The following is a 19,462-nucleotide window of genomic DNA, read 5'->3' as shown; positions in this document are numbered from 1 at the left end:
AGCACACGGTGTTGCTGTCTCCAATCGCGTTTCAGGACGACCTGAAACCTGTTTGAGGTCTCGGCGGGCGGCGGATTGAACCAGGAGTTGGTCCATATCAACTCCGGAGCATCCCATGCGCTATCTTCTTGCGGCGGTCATCGTCATTTTTTCCACTGTCCACTCTTCAGCGGCCGAAAGCGGCATCGGCTTTAAACAGATCGAATTGCCGGATGAGGCCGGTTCGAGAAGGCTAGCCGTTTCATTGTGGTACCCGGCCGCGCCGTCGGGCAAAAGCGAGATCGTCGGCGAAAATGCCGCCTTTTACGGCCTTGAGGTTCAACCGGGCGCTTCCCTTCTTGACGGCTCACGCCCTCTCATATTGCTGTCGCACGGTTTCGGCGGAAGCTGGCGCAATCTGAACTGGATTGCCGGTGAGCTTGTTCGGGAAGGTTATGTCGTAGCCGCCCCGGATCACGGCGGCGAATCGTTCACCGAAGAAAATGCGACCGAGATCGTTCCACTGTGGGAAAGGCCGCGCGACATCAGCAGAACGCTGACCGCATTGCTCGGCGATGACCGATTCGCCGGCAGGATCGACGCGACGCGCATCGCCGTAATCGGCCATTCCCTCGGCGGCTGGACCGCAATGGAGCTGGTTGGCGCGCGATACAGCGCCGATCTTGCCCTGAAGGATTGCCGCGGGGAGAAGCGCCCGCCGCAATGCAAGGCTCCGCGGCTGCTCACCAAAGTCGGGGTAGTCGGTGACGGCAGGGCCGATCCGCGGCTTTCGATGGATTTGAAGGATACCCGCATCCGCGCCGCCATCGCGCTCGATCTCGGGCCGGCCGCCGGTTTCCTGCCGGAGACGCTGCAAGCCGTCGGCGTGCCGGTTCTGGTTCTGGCCGCAGGTGTGGAAACACCGGAGATCGCCGCCATCAAAGCCGATTCCGACTATATCGCCCGGCATCTGCCAAAGGCGACGACTGTTTATCGGGACATACCGGATGCCAGCCATTTCAGCTTCATGCAGATTTGCAGGCCGAACGGCGAAAAGATCGTGGAGGAGCTTTCACCGGGCGAAGGTTTCGTCTGCCGGGATGGCGGCGGCAGGGACCGCGCGGCCATCCATGCGCAGATCGCGGAGGCAATTCTCGGCTTTCTGAAAGCGGAAATGCGCTAGGTCGGGTTTCCGGACGCCTCACGACTGGGATAGTCCTGAGGCGTCCCTTTTTTCAAACGGCGCTTACCGGATGGTGCCGATAAACGAGGTCTTCGGGATCGGAACGGGGGGCTGCCGGGTCGAGCCTGCCGCCGATTCGTTCGGCGACGGCCGCGGATTTGCGGTTCTGCGGCGAGACGTAGCTGACAAGCGTGGGCAGGTTCAGGGTCTTGAAGGCCCAGTTGCGCAGCGCCGAGGCGGCTTCCGCCGCATAACCGCGCCCTTCATGGCCTTCGTAAAGCAGCCAGCCCAGTTCCTTTTCCGGAAACAGCGGGCCGTGATTGATGCCGACCTGGCCGACGCATTGTCCCGTTTCGCCAAGCTCGATCATCAGTGCGCCATGGCCGAAAAAGTACCAGTTAGCCTGATCGTGGCAGAACACGCCCCATGTCGAGGGCAGGTCGTAAGGCCCGCCGACACCGATGGAGCGCAGTGACGTCATGAAATCCCGATAGGCGGGAAAGTCCGTCATCGCCAGCGGGCGCAGCGTCAGGCGTTCGGTCCTGAGGGTGGGGATGGGGTGGTTCATCTGCCGTCGTCCTTTGGCGATGCGTGGCCAGGGTTTTCTCCCCCTCATTCCTGTGCTTGTCACAGGAATCCAGTCGACGCGCGTCTGCGCGGCGGGAGAGTCCTTTCAGCCCAAGGACTTGGGCTGGCTGGATTCCTGTGACAAGCACAGGAATGAGGGAGTATCCATGCGCCGGAATATGATCGTGTGTCGTGATATGCCAATGACACCGTTACCTGCGACCTTCAAATCGCAACAAAAAACCCGCCGTTTCCAGCGGGTCTTTTAAAAAACTGTCCTGTTCCGGAATGGATCAGGCGGTTTCGAGGAATTCCGTCGCGCCATCCGGCTCGCGCAGAACATAGCCGCGGCCCCAGACGGTTTCGATGTAGTTTGCGCCGCCGGCGGCGTTTGCGAGCTTCTTGCGCAGCTTGCAGATGAAGACGTCGATGATCTTCAGTTCCGGCTCGTCCATGCCGCCATAGAGGTGGTTCAGGAACATTTCCTTGGTCAGCGTCGTGCCCTTGCGCAGCGAAAGCAGCTCGAGCATCTGATATTCCTTGCCGGTCAGGTGAACGCGCTGGCCGCCCACTTCAACCGTCTTGGCATCGAGATTGACGATCAGCTCGCCGGTCGCGATGACCGACTGTGCATGGCCCTTGGAACGGCGGACGATGGCGTGAATGCGGGCAACAAGCTCGTCCTTGTGGAACGGCTTCGTCATGTAATCGTCTGCGCCGAAGCCCAGGCCGCGAACCTTGTCCTCGATGCCGGCCATGCCGGACAGGATGAGGATCGGCGTCTTGACCTTGGAGAGGCGAAGCGTTCTCAGAACCTCGTAACCCGACATGTCGGGCAGGTTGAGGTCGAGAAGAATAATGTCGTAATCATAGAGCTTGCCGAGGTCCACGCCTTCCTCACCGAGGTCGGTCGTGTAGACGTTAAAGCTCTCCGACTTGAGCATCAGTTCAATGCTCTGCGCTGTCGCGCTGTCGTCTTCAATAAGTAGAACCCGCATAATTATCCCCTTTGCCGCCCGCGAACCGGTAAATCATTGCCTCGCGCGATGCGGATCCAGACGTTGCCTGATTTGCAGGCTGCCACCAAATGGTTAACAAATTCTAATTGCCTTTGGCAAGGTGTATCGAATTTATTAAGCAAAGTAGGCATTTCGCTGTTTTTGCACGTGAATCCACCATCGCCAAAATTGAAGCTTAACGTGAGGAAATCCCGTTAAGTGATTCAATCGACTCTTACATCGTCGGGTCCATTTTTTTGGACCTGGCATTTACCGACCCTTAAATGATCGTCGTTATCATTAACGATGCCCGTAAACGAAAGGTTAACGACGGCGGTTTTTTATTAACGTCGGGTAACTTTTGGGAATCATTCCGGGACAGGGGTCAACCCTTACGGAAAAACGGGCGGGTTAAACGGGCCGATCAGGGTGGCATAGTGCCTTTTTGATCCGGGTCTCGCTATCCATGGAGTATTGCGTATGAAGTCGCGTGACAGCCTGGTTCGCCTGAAGGAATTTCAGGTCAATGAAAAACGCCGGCAGCTTAACCAGCTGCAGCAGATGATGTCCGAGTTCGAGCGGATGGCAAAGGAACTGGTGCATCAGATATCTCTTGAAGAGAGCAAGTCGGGCATTACCGATCCGACGCATTTCGCCTATCCGACCTTCGCCAAGGCCGCGCGCCAGCGGGCGGATAATCTTCAGGTCTCGATCCGTGAGCTGAAGGCCCAGCAGGAAGCGGCCGAAGCTTCGCTGGAAGAAGTGCAGGCCGAATATGAAAAGGCCGCCGCACTGGAAAACCGCGACGGAGCCATCCGCGCCCGCGCCTGACCTATAGGCGCAGGAAATTACGAAGATCGTCCTCATTGACGGCTGCCGGTGGATCAGGAGGCGGCTTTCAATGACGGGACGCCATGCATTTTTTCGAAAGGCCGCTCCTTAAGGGCGGCCTTTTGTTTTGCCGCGTCGCCGGTGTTTCCCGCCGGGACGGTCAGGCCTGATTTCGATTGTCGGGAGGTGGGGAAAGGGGTATTTTACGGGGGTTCCGACCGTGAGCCGGAGGCTTTTACGCGCACGCGCCCCGTGCGGGTGCGGGCGGCACTTGCAGGGAGGAAAAAATGGCCCGCCAATATATCGATTGCCGCGAATTCCCCAGTGACAGCAGATGCACCGTCGCCATCTCCGCCGATTCTCCGGAGGAGCTTATGGAAGCGGCCGTGCAGCACGCCGTGGCCGTGCACGGCGCAAAGGATACGCTTGAATTCCGTGAAGAAGTCCGCCGGAGCATGCATGCCGGGACGCCGCCATTGAAGGTGGCGTGACGCGGCGGATCGACGCTCTTTTGTATGAATACCGCGATTTTTGGCACGGTTGTGAGGGATTAAGCGTAAGCCGCTTGTTTCTTCTCCCCGCCGGGGAGAAGGTCGCGGCAGCGGGATGAGGGGGCAAGTTCTCGATTTATCGCCAACGTTGCCCCCTCATCCGACCCTTCGGGCCACCTTCTCCCCGGCGGGGAGAAGAAACATGCCGCGACGCTTGCAATTATTCTGCCCTCAGACAGAAGGTAAAGCGCCCTCACCCCTGGATCACATCCGCCCATTCGGCATGGCGCAATGTCTGGGCCTTGAAGAACGGGCAGAGCGGAATGATTTTCCAGCCGCCCCTGCGGGCTTCATCGATCGCATGGGCGGCGAGCGCCTGGCCGACGCCTTTGCCGCGCAGCGCATCGGGCACGCCGGTATGATCGATGATGATGAGGGAAGGGGAGGTGCGCGAATAGGTCATCTCCGCCTTGTGGCCGTCGATGGTCGCCGAATACTCGCCGTGCGATCCGGTTTCGGTTGTCTTGATGTCCATGATGAGCGCCTTCCGCATTGCTGTTCGTTGTCGCCACTGTAACGGCTTGCATCCGAATTGAAACAGCGGGATAGCGAACGCAGCGGACACAAACCGGCGACAATCGCCGGCTTTGTGGGGCAGTTCTCAGGGGGAAATCCGAAATCAAACCGAAAACCCCGTCGATAATCCGGCGGGGCGTTCTGGAAACTCGGTCTGGGCGCGTTTTTGCGCCAGCGCACTGTTTTAGTGGCGATATTGCTGAATGCGCGTGGTGCGCAGGCCGGCAAGGCCATGATCGGCAATCGAGGACTGCCAGGACAGGAATTCTTCGACGGTGAGCGTATAACGCTCGCAGGCTTCCTCGAGGCTCAACAGTCCACCGCGTACCGCTGCAACCACCTCCGCCTTTCTGCGAATGACCCAGCGACGGGTATTGGCAGGCGGAAGATCCGCAATCGTCAGAGGGCTGCCATCGGGGCCGATGACATATTTAACTCGTGGGCGTATCATTTCGGTCATTGGACACTCTATACAAACTCAAGACCATATGACGGGAACTCTATCCCGGTACCTTTAAAAATTGCCTAAGCAGCTCGTGACAATTTATTAAGAATTTGAACGGTTTCGCCTGATTTGTTCGAGTCGCCTTATTTTGCCGGGAAAAAATTTTTCCAAAAATCGCAATTTTTCTCTCTCACCGGTTGTTTCCGTCAGAGTGCCGCAAGCGAAAGGCACGTTTTCCCGCTGCCCTGGGTAAATTCCGCCGTTCCCTCATGCTGCAGCCGCAGGCGGTCGCCGGCATCGAGGGAAAGGATGGAGGTTGCCGACTGCGATGTGCCTGATGTCGATGCATTGCCAGCGATGCCGAAGCTGGCCGCCGCGCCATTGATGAAAAGCGTCACCCGGTGGCCGGAAGAGGAGACCACGGCGAGCGTCAGGGCCGCCAGATAAGGGCCCTTTGCCGGCACCACGAGTTCACGCCCGCCGCCGCTCACCGCATCGCCGAGCGCAAAGCCGCCCTCGGCGATGGAGAGCACGGAAAAACCTGCCGCCGCGCCATTGGCGGGTTTCGTCGTGCCCGCCGGCAGGCCGGCAACGGCGAGCGGGCGGTTCGGCATCGAGACCCGGCCGTCGCCGCTGCACAGAAGTGCGGTGTACCATGAGGCACCATCCTTGCTGGTCTTGATCGAAAACCCGTCGGTGCCGGCAAGGCCCATTTCCGCCCGGCCGCTCCAGCCGGACTGGAACAGCAGCGAGGCGGTATCGCCCTTGCCCGCCTTGTTGATCGTCATGCGGTGGCTGCCGCCTTCTTCGGCGTGGCTGAAGAGGCTGGCGGGGGAAGTGAGCGCCAGCCGGTTGGCGGCGTCGGCCTCGGTGCCGATGCCCAGCCTTTCCAGCCGGCCGGCGGCTGGCAGCGGCATGTCGCGCCAGTTGCCGTCGCGCAGGATGCGGTATCTGCTCTCGGCCGCAAACCATGCCGTCCAGCCGGGCTGCGGCGCGATCAAGAGCCAGGCGCCATCCTGCCGGAAGGCGAGCCTGCCGCCCTTGCCGGCCCAGTCGCCCGCAGCATCGGCGGAGAGGAGGAAACAATCCCCTTCCTTAGCGTTATCGGGCGGTGTGGTGATGATGGCCTGGATGACCAGTTGCACGATCGCATCCAGCCTTTGCAGGGCTTCGTTATGGGTGACGTGTTTCTGTGCCTGCGAGGGGAGGATATAGGGAAGCCGAAGTCTCGCCGTCTGTTCCGTCATGATTTGCCTTCCGCGCTGCGGTGTTTCGTTGCGGGGCATTGTGGGGCAGTGGCGTGGGGTGGGGATGAGTGGGGATGGGATTATTTTTTGGTGGACCTTGGCGGGTGTGGCTTCACCCCCCTCTGTCCTGCCGGACATCTCCCCCTCAAGGGGGGAGATCGGCAGGAAGCGCTACCGCCACTTCATTCGCAAACGTTGAGATGGGCGAGACCTCACCGCAGATCGATCTCCCCCCTTGAGGGGGAGATGCCCGGCAGGGCAGAGGGGGGTGAAGCGGCATACGCCGAAGCTCACCAATGGCCGCAGCAAACGCCGAGCGCCTGTTACCCCGCGTGTTCCACTGCCATCGCCCCTTCGGCAATGAAATCCGGATTGGCCAGCGCGTCCTCGCCATCGCCCCTCACCGCATATGCAAGCGGCCTGCCCTCGCAATCGAGCGTCCTGCCGCCGGCAGCGCGCAGCACGGCGTCGCCGGCGGCCGTGTCCCACATCATGGTGCGGCTGAAGCGGGGGTAGATATCGGCTGCGCCCTCCGCCAGCATGCAGAATTTCAGCGAAGAGCCGACGGAGATGCAGTCCTTCAGCCCATGTTCGGCCACGAAGGCTTCCGTTTTCGCCGTGCAATGCGAGCGGCTGATCAGCGCCACGGGGGAGGCGCCGCGCTGGCGCGCGCGGATGGGGTGGCGCGACAGGATGGCGCCTTCGCCGGAAATGGCGAGCTTTTCGGCGGCATTATCCTCGCCCGTCCAAGCCTGCCCGCGGCAGGGAGCGTAAACCACGCCGGCCACCGGAACGCCGTTGCGGATGAGCGCGATGTTGACGGTGAAATCGTCCTTGCCGGAAATGAATTCCTTGGTGCCATCCAGCGGATCGACGAGAAAGAATTCCGTACCGGTTTCCGGCAGGATGCCGCTCGATACCGCCTCTTCGGCAACCACGGGGATATCGGGAAAATGGGCGGCCAGCGCCGCAAGAATGATCGCCTCGGCGCGCTGATCGGCCTCGGTCACCGGCGAACAGTCGTCCTTATACGACACATGCGGGCCGGCACGGTGAACCGCCATGATGGCCTGCCCGGCGTCCAGCGCCGCTTTCGTCAATATGTCGATCATCTCTTTGCCAATTGATCCCGTCTGCGGGATATCGCCGTTCCGATCTTCGCTACTCCTTTGCCCGCTGCCCGTCAAATAATGGCGTCGGACAATGCTGAAATAAGCATCCGGCCGTCATTTTTTCAGCACTTCCTGCCAAAATCATGGCTCTTTTGACCGGGAAAGCGGCAGTCCATGTGGAAATTCCAAATTTTGTGCAGGATCGCCCGTTTTTGACTTCACATTTTTAACGAACACGATATGCATTTTGAGGGTGGGGGTCTGCCTGCAAGGGCGCCCCTATAATTAACATAACGAGGCGTGGCCCATTCGAGGTCGTGCCCGGGGGAAAGACATGGAGTATTTTATCCAGCAGCTCATCAACGGGCTGACTCTTGGATCGATCTACGGCCTCATCGCTATCGGCTATACGATGGTTTACGGCATCATCGGCATGATCAACTTCGCCCATGGCGATATTTTCATGCTCGGCGGCTTCGCCGCGCTGATCGTTTTCCTGATCGTGACATCCTTTGTCGCCGGCATTCCGGTGGCGCTTCTTCTGCTTCTGATGATGGTCGTCGCCATGCTGATGACCGGTCTGTGGAACTGGGTGATCGAACGCGTCGCCTATCGCCCGCTCAGAGGCTCCTTCCGTCTTGCACCGCTGATCACGGCCATCGGCATGTCGATCGCGCTGTCCAACTTCATTCAGGTGACGCAGGGTCCGCGCAACAAGCCGATCCCGTCGATGGTGACGGAAAGCTATCATTTCGGCGCCATTACCGTATCGCTGAAGCAGCTGATCATCATGGTCGTTACCTCGGTGCTGCTCTTCGCCTTCTGGTATATCGTCAACAAGACCCCGCTCGGCCGGGCGCAGCGCGCCACTGAACAGGATCGCAAGATGGCGGCACTGCTTGGCGTCGATGTCGACAAGACGATCTCCATCACCTTCATCATGGGTGCGGCGCTCGCCGCTGTCGCGGGCACCATGTATCTCATGTATTACGGCGTTGCCTCTTTCAGCGATGGCTTCATTCCCGGCGTCAAGGCGTTTACGGCGGCCGTTCTCGGCGGCATCGGCTCACTTCCGGGTGCTGTTCTCGGCGGTCTGCTGATCGGCCTCATCGAATCGCTGTGGTCGGCCTATTTCTCCATCGCCTACAAGGATGTCGCGGCATTCGGCATCCTGGCTTTCGTGCTGATCTTCAAGCCGACCGGTATTCTCGGTCGTCCGGAAGTCGAGAAGGTGTGATCCCATGACCAATATCGCTTCCGACAACGCTGCTTCCAGCCCGAGCCTGATGGCGGCGGCTGTGAAGGAGGGCCTGATTGCGGGCCTCATCTCGTTCGGCATGTTCATTCTTTATGTCGGCATCGTCACCTATCAGGATATCAACAACCAGCTGATCTGGGGCACCCGCTGGGGGCTTCTGGCGGTCTTCGTCGGCATTGCCGCTGTCGGCCGTTTCCTCGTCGTCGGCTTCATCAAGCCGTCGCTCGATCGTCGCAAGCTGGCCAAGGCCAAGAGCGGCGTGCTGGAGATTTCCGAGGAAAAGGGCTTTTTCCACAAGCACTTCCTGAAGCTGGCGCTGGTCCTGCTGCTGCTTTATCCCGTTATCGCCGTGCAATTGTTCGGCTTTCAGGGTTCGCTGAAATTCGTCGACAATTTCGGCATCCAGATCCTGATCTATGTGATGCTGGCCTGGGGTCTCAACATCGTCGTCGGGCTGGCCGGCCTCCTCGATCTCGGTTACGTGGCCTTTTATGCGGTCGGCGCCTATTCCTATGCGCTGCTCTCCAGCCATTTCGGCCTGTCCTTCTGGGTGCTCCTGCCGGTCGCCGGCATTCTCGCGGGCTTCTGGGGCATCATCCTCGGTTTCCCGGTGCTTCGTCTTCGCGGCGACTATCTGGCGATCGTGACGCTCGCCTTCGGTGAAATCATCCGCCTCGTGCTTTTGAACTGGACGGATGTGACCAAGGGCACCTTCGGCATTTCCGGCATCGCCAAGGCCTCGGTCTTCGGCATCTGGTCCTTCGATGTCGGCGCGTCGAACAATTTCGCCAAGGCCTTTGGCCTGTCGATGTCGTCGGCCTATTACAAGATCTTCCTGTTCTATGTGATCCTGCTGCTTTGCATGCTGACGGCCTATGTGACCATCCGCCTGCGCCGCATGCCGATCGGCCGTGCCTGGGAAGCGCTGCGCGAGGACGAGATCGCCTGCCGTTCGCTCGGCATCGATACCGTCATCACCAAGCTCACCGCCTTTGCGACGGGCGCGATGTTCGGCGGTTTTGCCGGTTCCTTCTTCGCCGCGCGTCAGGGTTTCGTTTCGCCGGAAAGCTTCGTGTTCCTCGAATCCGCCGTCATTCTCGCCATCGTCGTTCTCGGCGGCATGGGCTCGCTGACGGGTATCGCCATTGCGGCGCTGGTCATGGTCGGCGGCACCGAGCTTCTGCGTGAAATGGAGTTCCTGAAGCATGTCTTCGGGCCCGACTTCACGCCTGAACTTTACCGTATGCTGCTCTTCGGCCTTGCCATGGTCATCGTCATGCTGTTCAAGCCGCGCGGCTTCGTCGGCTCGCGTGAACCCACGGCCTTCCTTAAGGAACGCAAGGCCGTCTCCGGCAGCTTTACCAAGGAAGGTCACGGTTGATGGCTTCCGGAACGGCAACAATGACACCCAATACGACTGGCGATACGATCCTCAAGGTCGAACATCTCTCGATGCGCTTCGGCGGCCTGATGGCCATCAACGACTTCTCCTTCGAGGCGAAGCGCGGCGAGATCACGGCGCTGATCGGCCCCAACGGTGCGGGAAAGACCACGGTCTTCAACTGCATCACCGGCTTTTACAAGCCGACAATGGGCATGATCACCATGCGCCAGCAGAACGGCGAGGCGCATCTTCTCGAGCGCCTGCCGGACTTCGAAATCACCAAGAAGGCGAAGGTGGCGCGCACCTTCCAGAACATCCGCCTGTTTTCGGGCCTGACGGTTCTGGAAAACCTGCTGGTGGCGCAGCACAATGCGCTGATGAAGGCCTCGGGTTACACCATTCTCGGTCTTCTCGGCCTGCCCGCTTACCGCCGGGCGGTGGATGCCTCTATCGAAAAGGCCAAATACTGGCTGGAAAAGGCCGATCTGATCGACCGTGCCGACGATCCGGCGGGCGACCTTCCCTATGGTGCGCAGCGCCGTCTGGAAATCGCCCGCGCCATGTGCACGGGGCCGGAGCTTTTGTGCCTCGACGAGCCGGCCGCCGGCCTCAACCCGAAGGAATCGCTGGCGCTCAACGCGCTTCTGCGCGGCATCCGCGACGAGGGCACGTCGCTGCTCCTCATCGAGCACGACATGTCCGTGGTGATGCAGATTTCCGACCATGTGGTGGTTCTGGAATATGGCCAGAAGATTTCCGACGGCACGCCGGACCATGTGAAGAACGACCCGAAGGTCATCGCCGCCTATCTGGGTGTCGAGGATGATGAAGTGGAAGACGTGATTGCGGAAGAACTCGACGGAGGAGCGGCCTGATGTCCGGTGAACCGCTTCTGAAAGTCCAGGGTGTCGAAACCTATTACGGCAATATCCGGGCTCTGGCCGGTGTCGATGTCGAAGTGAAGAGGGGCGAAATCGTCAGTCTGATCGGTGCCAACGGCGCCGGCAAGTCGACGCTGATGATGACCATCTGCGGCAGCCCGCAGGCGCGCGCCGGCCAGGTGATCTTCGACGGCGAGGACATTACCCAGCTGCCGACCCATCTGATCGCCCGCAAGCGCATTGCCCAGTCGCCCGAAGGCCGCCGGATTTTCCCGCGCATGACGGTGCTGGAAAACCTGCAGATGGGCGCCAATCTCGATAACCTGAAATACTTCAAGGAAGACGTCGAAAAGATCTTTGTGATGTTCCCGCGCCTGAAGGAGCGCCAGAGCCAGCGCGGCGGCACGCTTTCCGGCGGCGAGCAGCAGATGCTCTCCATCGGCCGCGCGCTGATGGCACGGCCGAAGCTCCTGCTGCTGGACGAGCCGTCGCTCGGTCTCGCACCCTTGATCGTCAAGGGCATTTTCGAGGCGATCAAGAAACTCAACCAGGAAGAGGGGCTGACCGTCTTCCTCGTGGAGCAGAACGCCTTTGCCGCGCTCAAGCTTTCCGACCGCGCTTATGTGATGGTCAACGGCAAGGTGACGATGAGCGGTTCGGGCAGGGAACTGCTCGCCGATCCGCAGGTGCGCGCCGCCTATCTCGAAGGCGGACGGCACTGAAAGATTTTACTTGCGCCGGAAATTTTGCGGCGCAAGACTGCAAGCGGCGGCCTGTCGTCCTTTCGGCCAAACCTAAAGGATCCATGGCGGGCTGCAAACAATAAAATGCCCGGCGGGAAAACGACGGGACGACAGATAAGGCAGGGTCAGGGCGTTTCAGCCCGGCACTGATGGGGAAAGAGATGCAGGGCCTTTTTTTTGAAACGGATAACGGCGTGCGGTATGTTCTGCGCGCGCTGGTTGTTGTTCTGGGTTTCTGGACGGCATGGCGCACGGGCAAGTCCGTGGCCGATGGCTGGGGCGGTTATACGCGGGTGGTTATCTATACGCTCGCTCTGGGTGTGGTGATGCGGTTTCTGCATCACGCGCTGTTCAACGGGCCGTTCATCAACGGCTTCTATTACGTGTTTGACGTCGTTCTTCTTCTGGTTTTTTCCAGCGTCGGTTTCCGCACGCGCCGGACGAGCCAGATGGTCAATAACTACTATTGGCTTTACGACCGGACATCGGCATTTTCCTACAAGAAGAAAGATTGACAGGCGGATTTTTCCGGCTGCACAATGCTCGTCAGAGTGGAACAGTTTCCTGTTCAGTGAAGGTGGGTACTGAACAGGTCCTTGCAATCAACCCATCCAAAGGAACTGGGAGTAAAGTAATGAAGAAGTCTCTTCTTTCCGCTGTTGCGCTGACCGCCATGGTCGCGTTTGGCGGTTCGGCCTGGGCCGATGTCGTGATCGCTGTCGGCGCACCGCTGACCGGCCCGAACGCTGCTTTCGGCGCTCAGATCCAGAAGGGTGCCGAACAGGCCGCGAAAGACATCAATGCCGCCGGCGGTATCAATGGCGAGCAGATCAAGATCGTGCTGGGCGACGACGTATCCGACCCCAAGCAGGGTATTTCGGTTGCCAACAAGTTCGTCGCTGACGGCGTGAAATTCGTTGTCGGTCACTTCAACTCCGGCGTTTCCATTCCGGCTTCTGAAGTTTACGCCGAAAACGGCATTCTCGAAATCACACCCGCCGCAACCAACCCGGTCTTTACCGAGCGCGGCCTGTGGAACACGTTCCGTACCTGCGGCCGTGACGACCAGCAGGGCGGCATTGCCGGCAAGTACCTGGCCGATCATTTCAAGGACGCCAAGGTCGCCATCATTCACGACAAGACGCCTTACGGTCAGGGCCTTGCCGATGAAACCAAGAAGGCTGCCAATGCGGCCGGCGTGACGGAAGTCATGTATGAAGGCGTCAATGTCGGCGACAAGGACTTCTCCGCGCTGATCTCCAAGATGAAGGAAGCCGGCGTTTCCATCATCTACTGGGGCGGCCTGCACACCGAAGCCGGCCTCATCATCCGCCAGGCGGCTGACCAGGGCCTGAAGGCCAAGCTCGTTTCGGGCGACGGTATCGTCTCGAACGAACTTGCTTCCATCGCCGGCGACGCCGTCGAAGGCACGCTCAACACCTTCGGCCCCGATCCGACGCTGCGCCCGGAAAACAAGGAACTTGTAGAGAAGTTCAAGGCCGCCGGTTTCAACCCGGAAGCCTACACGCTCTACTCCTATGCCGCGATGCAGGCGATTGCCGGTGCGGCGAAGGCCGCCGGTTCCGTGGAGCCGGAAAAGGTTGCCGAGGCCCTGAAGTCCGGCACCTTCCCGACCGCGCTCGGCGACATCTCCTTCGACGAGAAGGGCGACCCGAAGCTTCCCGGCTACGTCATGTACGAATGGAAGAAGGGTCCGGACGGCAAGTTCACCTACATCCAGCAGGGCAGCTAAGCCCTTCTGCGACACCCTATCGAAGCCCGGCAGCGATGCCGGGCTTTTTGTTTGCGGTCTCGGCCATACTAGGGACAACAAGGCAGGAAACTAATCCTCTCGGGAACTGCAATGAGGGATGGCAATGACGACAAAGCGAGCCGTGTCGCTCTTCCTTGTTCTCGCCGTGCTGGCGACGGCGCTCGTCGGCCTGCATTTCTTCAGCAAATCCCGGACGACGCAATTATTCGGCGGCATCATCGCAAGGGTCGAAACAACAAGGCCGATGGTGGCGCTGACTTTCGACGACGGGCCATCGGTGCGTTTTACGCCTGATGTTTTGGCGATCCTGAGGGAGCGCGGGGTAAAAGCGACTTTCTTTTTGACCGGTCAGGAGACCGAAGAAAATCTGCCGCAGGCGCGCATGATCGTCAGCGACGGGCATCAGATCGGCAACCATAGTTACACGCATTCCAACATGATGCTGATGGGGCCGGCGCGGATCGGGGACGAGATCGAGCGCACCGATGCGGCCATTCGGGCTGCTGGTTATGGAAGCGAGATCATGTTCCGCCCGCCCTATGGCAAGAAGCTGCTGACCTTGCCCTGGTATCTTTCCCGGCATGGCCGGAAAACCATCATGTGGGATGTCGAGCCGGAATCCTTTCCCGATGTCGCCGAGGATGCTGCCGCCTTCGCCAGGCACGTCATCGAGCGGACCGGAAACGGCTCCATTATCATCATGCATGTGATGTATCGAAGCCGCGAAGTGTCCCGGCAGGCTTTGCCCTTGATCATCGACGGTTTGCGTCAACGCGGGTTTGAGTTTGTCACCGTCTCGCAATTGCTCGAAAACCGCTGAAGCTCATTCTCTTGCCAGAGCGCCTCAGTCGATCCGCGTCAGAATAAAGTCCGCACGCTCCCCTATGCCGGATTTCGGAAGCACGGAAATATCGTAACCAAGCTCGTCATAGTCGCGGAGCAAACGCTCATATTCCTCGACCGCCGCATCGAAGCCGTGCTTGCGCTCGCTGTCGCCCCTGTAGATTTCCGGCCATGGCGGGGTGAGGAAGACCAGACGGTTATAGCGGTGTGCAGCCCGCAGCGTCTCGATGAAGGCATCGCCGCTCACATGGCGAAGCGCCGAGGCGGCGTCGATCAGGCCGCGATCGAAGAAGACCATGCCTTCCGGCGGGGCCTTTTGCCGGTCTTCGAGCGCCATGGCGATGGCGCGGCGGGCAAAGGCTTCGATGTCGATCCACGGCAGGGCCGTGCCGCCATTGCGGGTTTCCTCAATGACGATGCGGCGGCCGGGCTCTTCCACGGTGGCGAAACCGCGCCGGGCAAGCTCGGCAAGAAGCGTGGATTTTCCGCCGCCGGAGCAGCCGGAAAGGATGATGAAACGGTCCATAGGTGTTTAATCCTGTGTTGGGTTCAGGGGACTAGACGGTGATTTTGGGGTGGTGGGTCGCCGCTTGTTTCTTCTCCCCGCCGGGGAGAAGGTGGCCCGAAGGGTCGGATGAGGGGGCAACGTTGCCGGATTTCGGAGAGCTTGCCCCCTCATCCCGCTGCCGCGGACTTCTCCCCCTCGGGGAGAAGAAACAAGGGGCGGACGCTCGGACTGAAAGCCGATGTTATGCGCTCAAGCGGAAAATATATGTTGGCCGAACCTTACCACACCCAGCGCTGGCGTCACCCCTGATGCAGAATATGCGCCGCCTTCACGGCCGCCGATGCCCGGTTTTCCACCCCGAGCTTCACGTAGATCTGCTCCAGATGTTTGTTCACCGTTCTTGCGGAAAGGCCGAGGATATCGCCGATATCGCGATTGGATTTGCCCTTCGCGATCCACAGCAGCACTTCCGATTCCCGGGCGGTGAGGGAAAAATGCTCGCGCAGCAGGTGGTCGCCGGATTTCTCATTGGCGGCGGTGAGGCGGAAGAGGAATTCATCCGGCCCCATGGCGCCGAGGAAGGACAGCTGCAGGGCGGGCCGCCCGGCCTCGGTGATCGTCAGCGGCACGTCGCGGCCGGTTTCCGCCGCCGCCCGTTCTGCGAGCCAGCGGCCGATATGGCTGGTGACGATCTCCATGCCGTCGTCGCGTCCGGTGGCGGCGTTGACGAGGCGCGTCGCCTGCGGTGTCGACCAGTGGATGGCGCCATTGGCGCGCACGGCAAGCAGGTGGCGGCCAGCGGCATCGAGCGCGACGCGGGCGCTCTGTGCCGAGCGGGCATTGGAGAGATGGACGCGGATGCGGGCGCGCAGCTCGTCTATATTGATCGGCTTGGTCAGATAATCGACGCCGCCGGATTCGAGCGCCCGCACCACATGTTCGGTCTCGGTCAGCCCGGTCATGAAGATGACGGGCACCTGCGCCACCGCCGCATTGGCCTTCAGGCGGCGGCAGGTCTCGAAACCGTCCATGGCCGGCATGACGGCGTCAAGCAGGATGATATCGGGCGTGATGCGTTCGGCAATGTTGAGCGCGGCCTGGCCGGAGGTGGCGATGAGGGCGGAAAAGCCGGATTGTTCCAGTGCATCGGTGAGGAACCCGAGTGCTTCCGGGCTGTCATCCACCAGCAATACGATGTCTCTCGGGGCTGCCGCCGCCTGACCGCTCATGCCTTGCCGTCTCCCGTGTCACTATCCGCAAACCGTTTGAGAAAATGCGCGTAACCGGCCAGATCGAAGGCCTGCACATAGGTGCCGAGCTCCTGCGTGAAGGGCAGGTTTTCCGTGTTGCGGGCAAGATCGGCGAGTTTCGCCTCGATGCCGCGTATGTAGCCTATTTCGCCGAGCCGCTGCAAATCCTGAATGTGGATTGCACCGGGATGGACGATCTGCGCCACGGGCGGCGGCGATGGCGGGGGCGGCATATCCGCCTCGTAAATCCATTTGAGGCCGAGATGCACGGCAAGCCTGTCGCAAAGCTGGCGGATATCGACAGGCTTGGCAATGGCGTCATTGTGGTTGTCCTCGCCCGCGCCCGCCACGGTTCCGTCGCCGATATTGGCCGAGAGCATGATGAGCGGGGCGGTCTGCCCGGCTTCACGCAGTTTCGTCACAAGCTGCCAGCCGGTCATGCCGGGCATGGAAATATCGATAAGGAAGAGGTCGGGCTTCACGCCTTCGATAAGCGTCAGGCATTCCGGCCCGCTTTGGGCGGTCAGCACCACGAAATCGAGCGGCACCAGCACCTGCCGCATCAGCTCGCGATGATCCTCATTGTCATCGACCACGACAATGGTGCGGCGCGGCCCGGAATAGGAGCGGATGGTCTTTTCCGCCGCCGGCGCCGTGCTTGGCCGGTGCACGGCAGAGAGCATGAGGCGCACGCGGAAGGTGGAGCCTTCATCCTTTGTGCTGGAAACGGAAATTTCGCCGCCGAGCGTATTGGTCAGAAGCCTTGTGATGGTCAGGCCGAGGCCGAGGCCCGGCATGGGGCGCACGCTGTCTGCCTCGCCACGCTGGAAGGGTTCGTAGATGCGGGCGAGATCTTTTTCGGCAATGCCGCGGCCTGTATCGGAGACGGTGAAACTCGCCACCTGGCTGCGATAACCGACATCGAAGGTGACGGCGCCCTCATCGGTGAATTTGATGGCGTTAGAGATGAGGTTGACGAGGATCTGCCGCAGCCGCTTTTCATCGGTGCGGACATATTGCGGCAGGGCGCGGGAGCGGTCGTGGCGGAACTCCAGCCCCTTGGCCTGCGCCTGCGGTCGGAACATGTCGACGATCTGGTCGAGGAAATCCTGAATATTGATTTCGTTGGAATAGACCTGTAGACGGCCCGCCTCGATCTTGGAAATATCGAGAAGCCCGTCGATCAGGCCGGACAGGTGATCGGCCGAGCGGCGGATGACCTTGATTGCCGATTGCCGGGGCGGGGGGATGGTGTCGTCGCGCTCGAGAATCTGGGCATAACCCAGAACCGCGTTGAGCGGGGTGCGGAGTTCATGGCTGAGGCCCACCACATAACGGCTCTTGGCGCGGTTGGCGGCTTCTGCCGTTTCCTTGGCGTCCTGAAGGGCGGCGTCGGTCTTTTTGTGGGCGGCGATTTCCTTGAGCAGCAATGTGTTCTGGCGGGAGGATTCCTCTTCCGCCACCACCCGGCTGTCATGGGCAAGCACGAGGAACCAGCAGACGATGCCGGCAATGACGGCGAAGACGAAGAACACGATGAGGATGGTGCGGTTCACCACATCGGCCGTTTCTGGCGAGGCGGTGCCGACCTGATGGGCGATCATCGCCAATATGCCGCCGATGGCGGTGACTGCAATCGCCGCCGCCATGCCGTAGCGGCCGAGCCGGGTAGCGAGTTTGGCCACCAGCTGATCCGGCAGGAAGGATTTCGCGACGGTGGCGACCTGATAGTTCAGCTTTGCCTTCGGCTTGCACATGTCATGGCAGCGGCTGTCCAGCGAACAGCAGAGCGAACAGATCGGCGCGGCATAGGCCGGGCACCAGGCCATGTCTTCCGGCTCAAAAGGATGTTCGCAGATGGAGCAGGTGATGCTGCTTTCTTCACGCCATTTCTGGCGCGGCTTGCGGGCGAGATAAAATTTGCCCTTCGTGCCCCAGGCAATCAGCGGCGAGGCGATGAAAGCGACGATCAGTGTCAGATAGGGCGCGAGCGATGCGGCGAGCGGCCCGAAGGCGCCGAAATGCGCCATCAGCGCGATGGTCGCCGAAAGCGCCATGGAACCGACGCCGACGGGGTTGATATCGTAAAGATGGGCACGCTTGAATTCGATGCCGGGCGGGGCAAGGCCAAGCGGCTTGTTGATGAAGAGATCGGCCGAGATGGTGCAGAGCCACGCCATGGCGATGATGGAGAAGATGCCGAGCGTTTCTTCCAGCAGCCGGTAGATGCCGAGTTCCATCAGAAGCAGCGCGATCGCCACATTGAAGACCAGCCAGACGACGCGGCCGGGGTGGCTGTGGGTGAGGCGCGAGAAGAAGTTCGACCAGGCGAGCGAACCCGCATAGGCGTTCATGACGTTGATCTTCAGCTGCGAGACGACGACGAAGGCGACCATCAGCAGCATGGCGGCCGTCTCGTTGGGGATCATGTAACCGAAGGCGGTGAGATACATCTGCGCCGGATCGGCGGCGCGATCCACCGAGACGCCGGAGCTGAAGGTGAGCACCACGAGGAAGGAGCCAGCGAGCAGCTTCGGCACGCCGACGACGACCCAGCCGGAGCCCGCCAGGAAAACTGCAATGCGGTGGCGCAGGCGGCTTTGCCCTTCGGCCGGCAGGAAGCGCAGGAAGTCCACCTGTTCACCGATCTGCGACATCAGCGCCAGAATGACGGCGGAGGCCGCGCCGAATTCCACGAGGTTGAAATCCGCCACCGTGCCGGGCGGGCCGGAGGCGTGGTGAATGCCGGCAAAAGCCCGCCACAGATCGTATTTTTCCCAGTCCATCAAAGCGATGAACACGAAGGGCAAAATGTTCAGCACGATCCAGAAAGGTTGCGTGACGATCTGGAAACGGCTGATGAGCCGCACGCCATGGGTGACGAGTGGAATGACCATGACGGCCGAGATGATGTAGCCGATCCACAAGGGAATGCCGAGCGCCAGTTCCAGCGCGCCGGACATGATCGACGCCTCGATGGCGAAGAGCATGAAGGTGAAGGCGGCATAGATCAGCGAGGTGATGGTGGAGCCGATGTAACCGAAGCTCGCGCCGCGCGTCAGAAGATCGATGTCGACGCCATGGCGGATGGCATAACGGCTGATCGGCAGGCCGACGGCGAGCATGGCCACAGCAGCGACGAGGATGGCGTAAAACGCGTTGGTGGTGCCGTAGGAGAGCGTGATGGCGCCGCCGATGGCTTCCAGCGCCAGAAAGGAAATCGCCCCGATGGCAGTGTGGGAAATGCGGTTGGAGGAAAATTGCCGGGCGCTCTTGGCGGTGAAGCGCAGCGCATAATCTTCCAGCGTCTGGTTGGCGACCCAGCGGTTATATTCGCGCCTGACGGGGATGATGCGTTGCCGTGCCGCCATACCTATTGAGCGCCTTTCCGC

General features: G+C 60.5%; 19 protein-coding genes. 10 read left to right on the top strand and 9 right to left on the bottom strand.

The window, feature by feature from the left end; genetic code table 11:
- The first annotated feature begins 115 nt into the window (after positions 1-115).
- On the top strand, positions 116-1,162 hold the full coding sequence (locus F3H58_RS03390; protein ID WP_188128751.1) for an alpha/beta hydrolase family protein: 1,047 nt from the start codon (positions 116-118) through the stop codon (positions 1,160-1,162).
- Between the two features lie 52 nt (positions 1,163-1,214).
- Here F3H58_RS03390 and F3H58_RS03385 read toward each other — a convergent pair whose 3' ends face one another.
- Entirely contained in the window at positions 1,215-1,730 is a 516-nt protein-coding gene (locus F3H58_RS03385; RefSeq protein ID WP_149741191.1) for a GNAT family N-acetyltransferase, read from the bottom strand.
- A gap of 292 nt (positions 1,731-2,022) precedes the next feature.
- On the bottom strand, positions 2,023-2,727 hold the full coding sequence (gene ctrA, locus F3H58_RS03380; RefSeq protein ID WP_003522926.1) for a response regulator transcription factor CtrA: 705 nt from the start codon (positions 2,725-2,727) through the stop codon (positions 2,023-2,025).
- A gap of 480 nt (positions 2,728-3,207) precedes the next feature.
- Between ctrA and F3H58_RS03375 the strand changes: the two genes are divergently transcribed.
- Positions 3,208-3,558, top strand: coding sequence for a flagellar export protein FliJ (locus tag F3H58_RS03375; RefSeq protein WP_003491821.1), 351 nt, complete (start codon positions 3,208-3,210; stop codon positions 3,556-3,558).
- A gap of 287 nt (positions 3,559-3,845) precedes the next feature.
- Positions 3,846-4,049, top strand: a complete 204-nt coding sequence (locus F3H58_RS03370) for a DUF1059 domain-containing protein (protein WP_003522925.1) — start codon at positions 3,846-3,848, stop codon at positions 4,047-4,049.
- Positions 4,050-4,302: 253 nt separating this feature from the next.
- Here F3H58_RS03370 and F3H58_RS03365 read toward each other — a convergent pair whose 3' ends face one another.
- The 4 genes from F3H58_RS03365 to cysQ form a co-directional block, all read right to left on the bottom strand.
- A complete protein-coding gene (locus F3H58_RS03365; RefSeq protein WP_149741190.1) occupies positions 4,303-4,584 on the bottom strand; it encodes a GNAT family N-acetyltransferase in 282 nt (93 codons plus the stop codon).
- 225 nt (positions 4,585-4,809) lie between these two features.
- Positions 4,810-5,085 carry a CtrA inhibitor SciP gene (gene sciP / locus F3H58_RS03360; RefSeq protein ID WP_003491799.1) on the bottom strand — a complete coding sequence of 92 codons (276 nt, stop codon included), beginning with the start codon at positions 5,083-5,085 and terminating at the stop codon, positions 4,810-4,812.
- Between the two features lie 191 nt (positions 5,086-5,276).
- Entirely contained in the window at positions 5,277-6,317 is a 1,041-nt protein-coding gene (locus F3H58_RS03355) for a DUF2793 domain-containing protein (RefSeq protein WP_149741189.1), read from the bottom strand.
- A gap of 323 nt (positions 6,318-6,640) precedes the next feature.
- Positions 6,641-7,429, bottom strand: a complete 789-nt coding sequence (gene cysQ / locus F3H58_RS03345) for a 3'(2'),5'-bisphosphate nucleotidase CysQ (protein ID WP_149741188.1) — start codon at positions 7,427-7,429, stop codon at positions 6,641-6,643.
- 334 nt (positions 7,430-7,763) lie between these two features.
- Here cysQ and F3H58_RS03340 point away from each other — a divergent pair, with 334 nt between their 5' ends.
- The 7 genes from F3H58_RS03340 to F3H58_RS03310 all read left to right on the top strand — a co-directional run bounded on the left by F3H58_RS03340 (position 7,764) and on the right by F3H58_RS03310 (position 14,289).
- Positions 7,764-8,666 carry a branched-chain amino acid ABC transporter permease gene (locus F3H58_RS03340; protein ID WP_004430050.1) on the top strand — a complete coding sequence of 301 codons (903 nt, stop codon included), beginning with the start codon at positions 7,764-7,766 and terminating at the stop codon, positions 8,664-8,666.
- 49 nt (positions 8,667-8,715) lie between these two features.
- Positions 8,716-10,068 (top strand): high-affinity branched-chain amino acid ABC transporter permease LivM, encoded by a 1,353-nt coding sequence (gene livM, locus F3H58_RS03335; protein ID WP_371259707.1) that lies wholly within the window; start codon positions 8,716-8,718, stop codon positions 10,066-10,068.
- Positions 10,068-10,946 carry an ABC transporter ATP-binding protein gene (locus tag F3H58_RS03330; protein WP_149741187.1) on the top strand — a complete coding sequence of 293 codons (879 nt, stop codon included), beginning with the start codon at positions 10,068-10,070 and terminating at the stop codon, positions 10,944-10,946. The genes livM and F3H58_RS03330 overlap by 1 nt, the downstream gene beginning before the upstream one ends.
- Positions 10,946-11,674: an ABC transporter ATP-binding protein gene (locus F3H58_RS03325; RefSeq protein WP_107341631.1), complete on the top strand. Its 729-nt coding sequence runs from the start codon at positions 10,946-10,948 to the stop codon at positions 11,672-11,674. Before F3H58_RS03330 ends, F3H58_RS03325 begins: the two co-directional genes overlap by 1 nt.
- A 182-nt stretch (positions 11,675-11,856) precedes the next feature.
- A complete protein-coding gene (locus tag F3H58_RS03320) occupies positions 11,857-12,210 on the top strand; it encodes a DUF6867 family protein (RefSeq protein ID WP_149741186.1) in 354 nt (117 codons plus the stop codon).
- A 119-nt stretch (positions 12,211-12,329) separates the two neighbouring features.
- Complete coding sequence (locus F3H58_RS03315) at positions 12,330-13,448, top strand: branched-chain amino acid ABC transporter substrate-binding protein (protein ID WP_004430064.1); 1,119 nt, start codon at positions 12,330-12,332, stop codon at positions 13,446-13,448.
- 124 nt (positions 13,449-13,572) lie between these two features.
- On the top strand, positions 13,573-14,289 hold the full coding sequence (locus tag F3H58_RS03310; protein WP_149741185.1) for a polysaccharide deacetylase family protein: 717 nt from the start codon (positions 13,573-13,575) through the stop codon (positions 14,287-14,289).
- A 24-nt stretch (positions 14,290-14,313) separates the two neighbouring features.
- On the opposite strand, the gene F3H58_RS03305 is transcribed toward F3H58_RS03310, so the two are convergent.
- From F3H58_RS03305 to F3H58_RS03295, 3 genes are all read right to left on the bottom strand, one after another.
- Complete coding sequence (locus tag F3H58_RS03305; RefSeq protein WP_149741184.1) at positions 14,314-14,838, bottom strand: AAA family ATPase; 525 nt, start codon at positions 14,836-14,838, stop codon at positions 14,314-14,316.
- A 281-nt stretch (positions 14,839-15,119) separates the two neighbouring features.
- On the bottom strand, positions 15,120-16,049 hold the full coding sequence (locus tag F3H58_RS03300) for a response regulator (protein WP_065656763.1): 930 nt from the start codon (positions 16,047-16,049) through the stop codon (positions 15,120-15,122).
- Positions 16,046-19,441, bottom strand: a complete 3,396-nt coding sequence (locus tag F3H58_RS03295; protein WP_149741183.1) for a hybrid sensor histidine kinase/response regulator — start codon at positions 19,439-19,441, stop codon at positions 16,046-16,048. Before F3H58_RS03295 ends, F3H58_RS03300 begins: the two co-directional genes overlap by 4 nt.
- Positions 19,442-19,462 lie beyond the last annotated feature (21 nt).

The organism is Rhizobium sp. NFACC06-2 (assembly GCF_900101425.1).
GTDB lineage: Bacteria > Pseudomonadota > Alphaproteobacteria > Rhizobiales > Rhizobiaceae > Agrobacterium > Agrobacterium leguminum.
The sequence above is the reverse complement of the archived record's forward strand: the minus strand, read 5'-3'. Positions and strand labels throughout refer to the sequence as shown.

What these genes read in the sequence shown, in the direction of transcription:
- F3H58_RS03390 (WP_188128751.1), top strand. Translation starts at nt 116, where the DNA reads ATGCGCTATCTTCTTGCGGCGGTCATCGTCATTTTTTCCACTGTCCAC.
- F3H58_RS03385 (WP_149741191.1), bottom strand. Translation starts at nt 1,730, where the DNA reads ATGAACCACCCCATCCCCACCCTCAGGACCGAACGCCTGACGCTGCGC.
- ctrA (WP_003522926.1), bottom strand. Translation starts at nt 2,727, where the DNA reads ATGCGGGTTCTACTTATTGAAGACGACAGCGCGACAGCGCAGAGCATT.
- F3H58_RS03375 (WP_003491821.1), top strand. Translation starts at nt 3,208, where the DNA reads ATGAAGTCGCGTGACAGCCTGGTTCGCCTGAAGGAATTTCAGGTCAAT.
- F3H58_RS03370 (WP_003522925.1), top strand. Translation starts at nt 3,846, where the DNA reads ATGGCCCGCCAATATATCGATTGCCGCGAATTCCCCAGTGACAGCAGA.
- F3H58_RS03365 (WP_149741190.1), bottom strand. Translation starts at nt 4,584, where the DNA reads ATGGACATCAAGACAACCGAAACCGGATCGCACGGCGAGTATTCGGCG.
- sciP (WP_003491799.1), bottom strand. Translation starts at nt 5,085, where the DNA reads ATGACCGAAATGATACGCCCACGAGTTAAATATGTCATCGGCCCCGAT.
- F3H58_RS03355 (WP_149741189.1), bottom strand. Translation starts at nt 6,317, where the DNA reads ATGACGGAACAGACGGCGAGACTTCGGCTTCCCTATATCCTCCCCTCG.
- cysQ (WP_149741188.1), bottom strand. Translation starts at nt 7,429, where the DNA reads ATGATCGACATATTGACGAAAGCGGCGCTGGACGCCGGGCAGGCCATC.
- F3H58_RS03340 (WP_004430050.1), top strand. Translation starts at nt 7,764, where the DNA reads ATGGAGTATTTTATCCAGCAGCTCATCAACGGGCTGACTCTTGGATCG.
- livM (WP_371259707.1), top strand. Translation starts at nt 8,716, where the DNA reads ATGGCGGCGGCTGTGAAGGAGGGCCTGATTGCGGGCCTCATCTCGTTC.
- F3H58_RS03330 (WP_149741187.1), top strand. Translation starts at nt 10,068, where the DNA reads ATGGCTTCCGGAACGGCAACAATGACACCCAATACGACTGGCGATACG.
- F3H58_RS03325 (WP_107341631.1), top strand. Translation starts at nt 10,946, where the DNA reads ATGTCCGGTGAACCGCTTCTGAAAGTCCAGGGTGTCGAAACCTATTAC.
- F3H58_RS03320 (WP_149741186.1), top strand. Translation starts at nt 11,857, where the DNA reads ATGCAGGGCCTTTTTTTTGAAACGGATAACGGCGTGCGGTATGTTCTG.
- F3H58_RS03315 (WP_004430064.1), top strand. Translation starts at nt 12,330, where the DNA reads ATGAAGAAGTCTCTTCTTTCCGCTGTTGCGCTGACCGCCATGGTCGCG.
- F3H58_RS03310 (WP_149741185.1), top strand. Translation starts at nt 13,573, where the DNA reads ATGACGACAAAGCGAGCCGTGTCGCTCTTCCTTGTTCTCGCCGTGCTG.
- F3H58_RS03305 (WP_149741184.1), bottom strand. Translation starts at nt 14,838, where the DNA reads ATGGACCGTTTCATCATCCTTTCCGGCTGCTCCGGCGGCGGAAAATCC.
- F3H58_RS03300 (WP_065656763.1), bottom strand. Translation starts at nt 16,049, where the DNA reads ATGAGCGGTCAGGCGGCGGCAGCCCCGAGAGACATCGTATTGCTGGTG.
- F3H58_RS03295 (WP_149741183.1), bottom strand. Translation starts at nt 19,441, where the DNA reads ATGGCGGCACGGCAACGCATCATCCCCGTCAGGCGCGAATATAACCGC.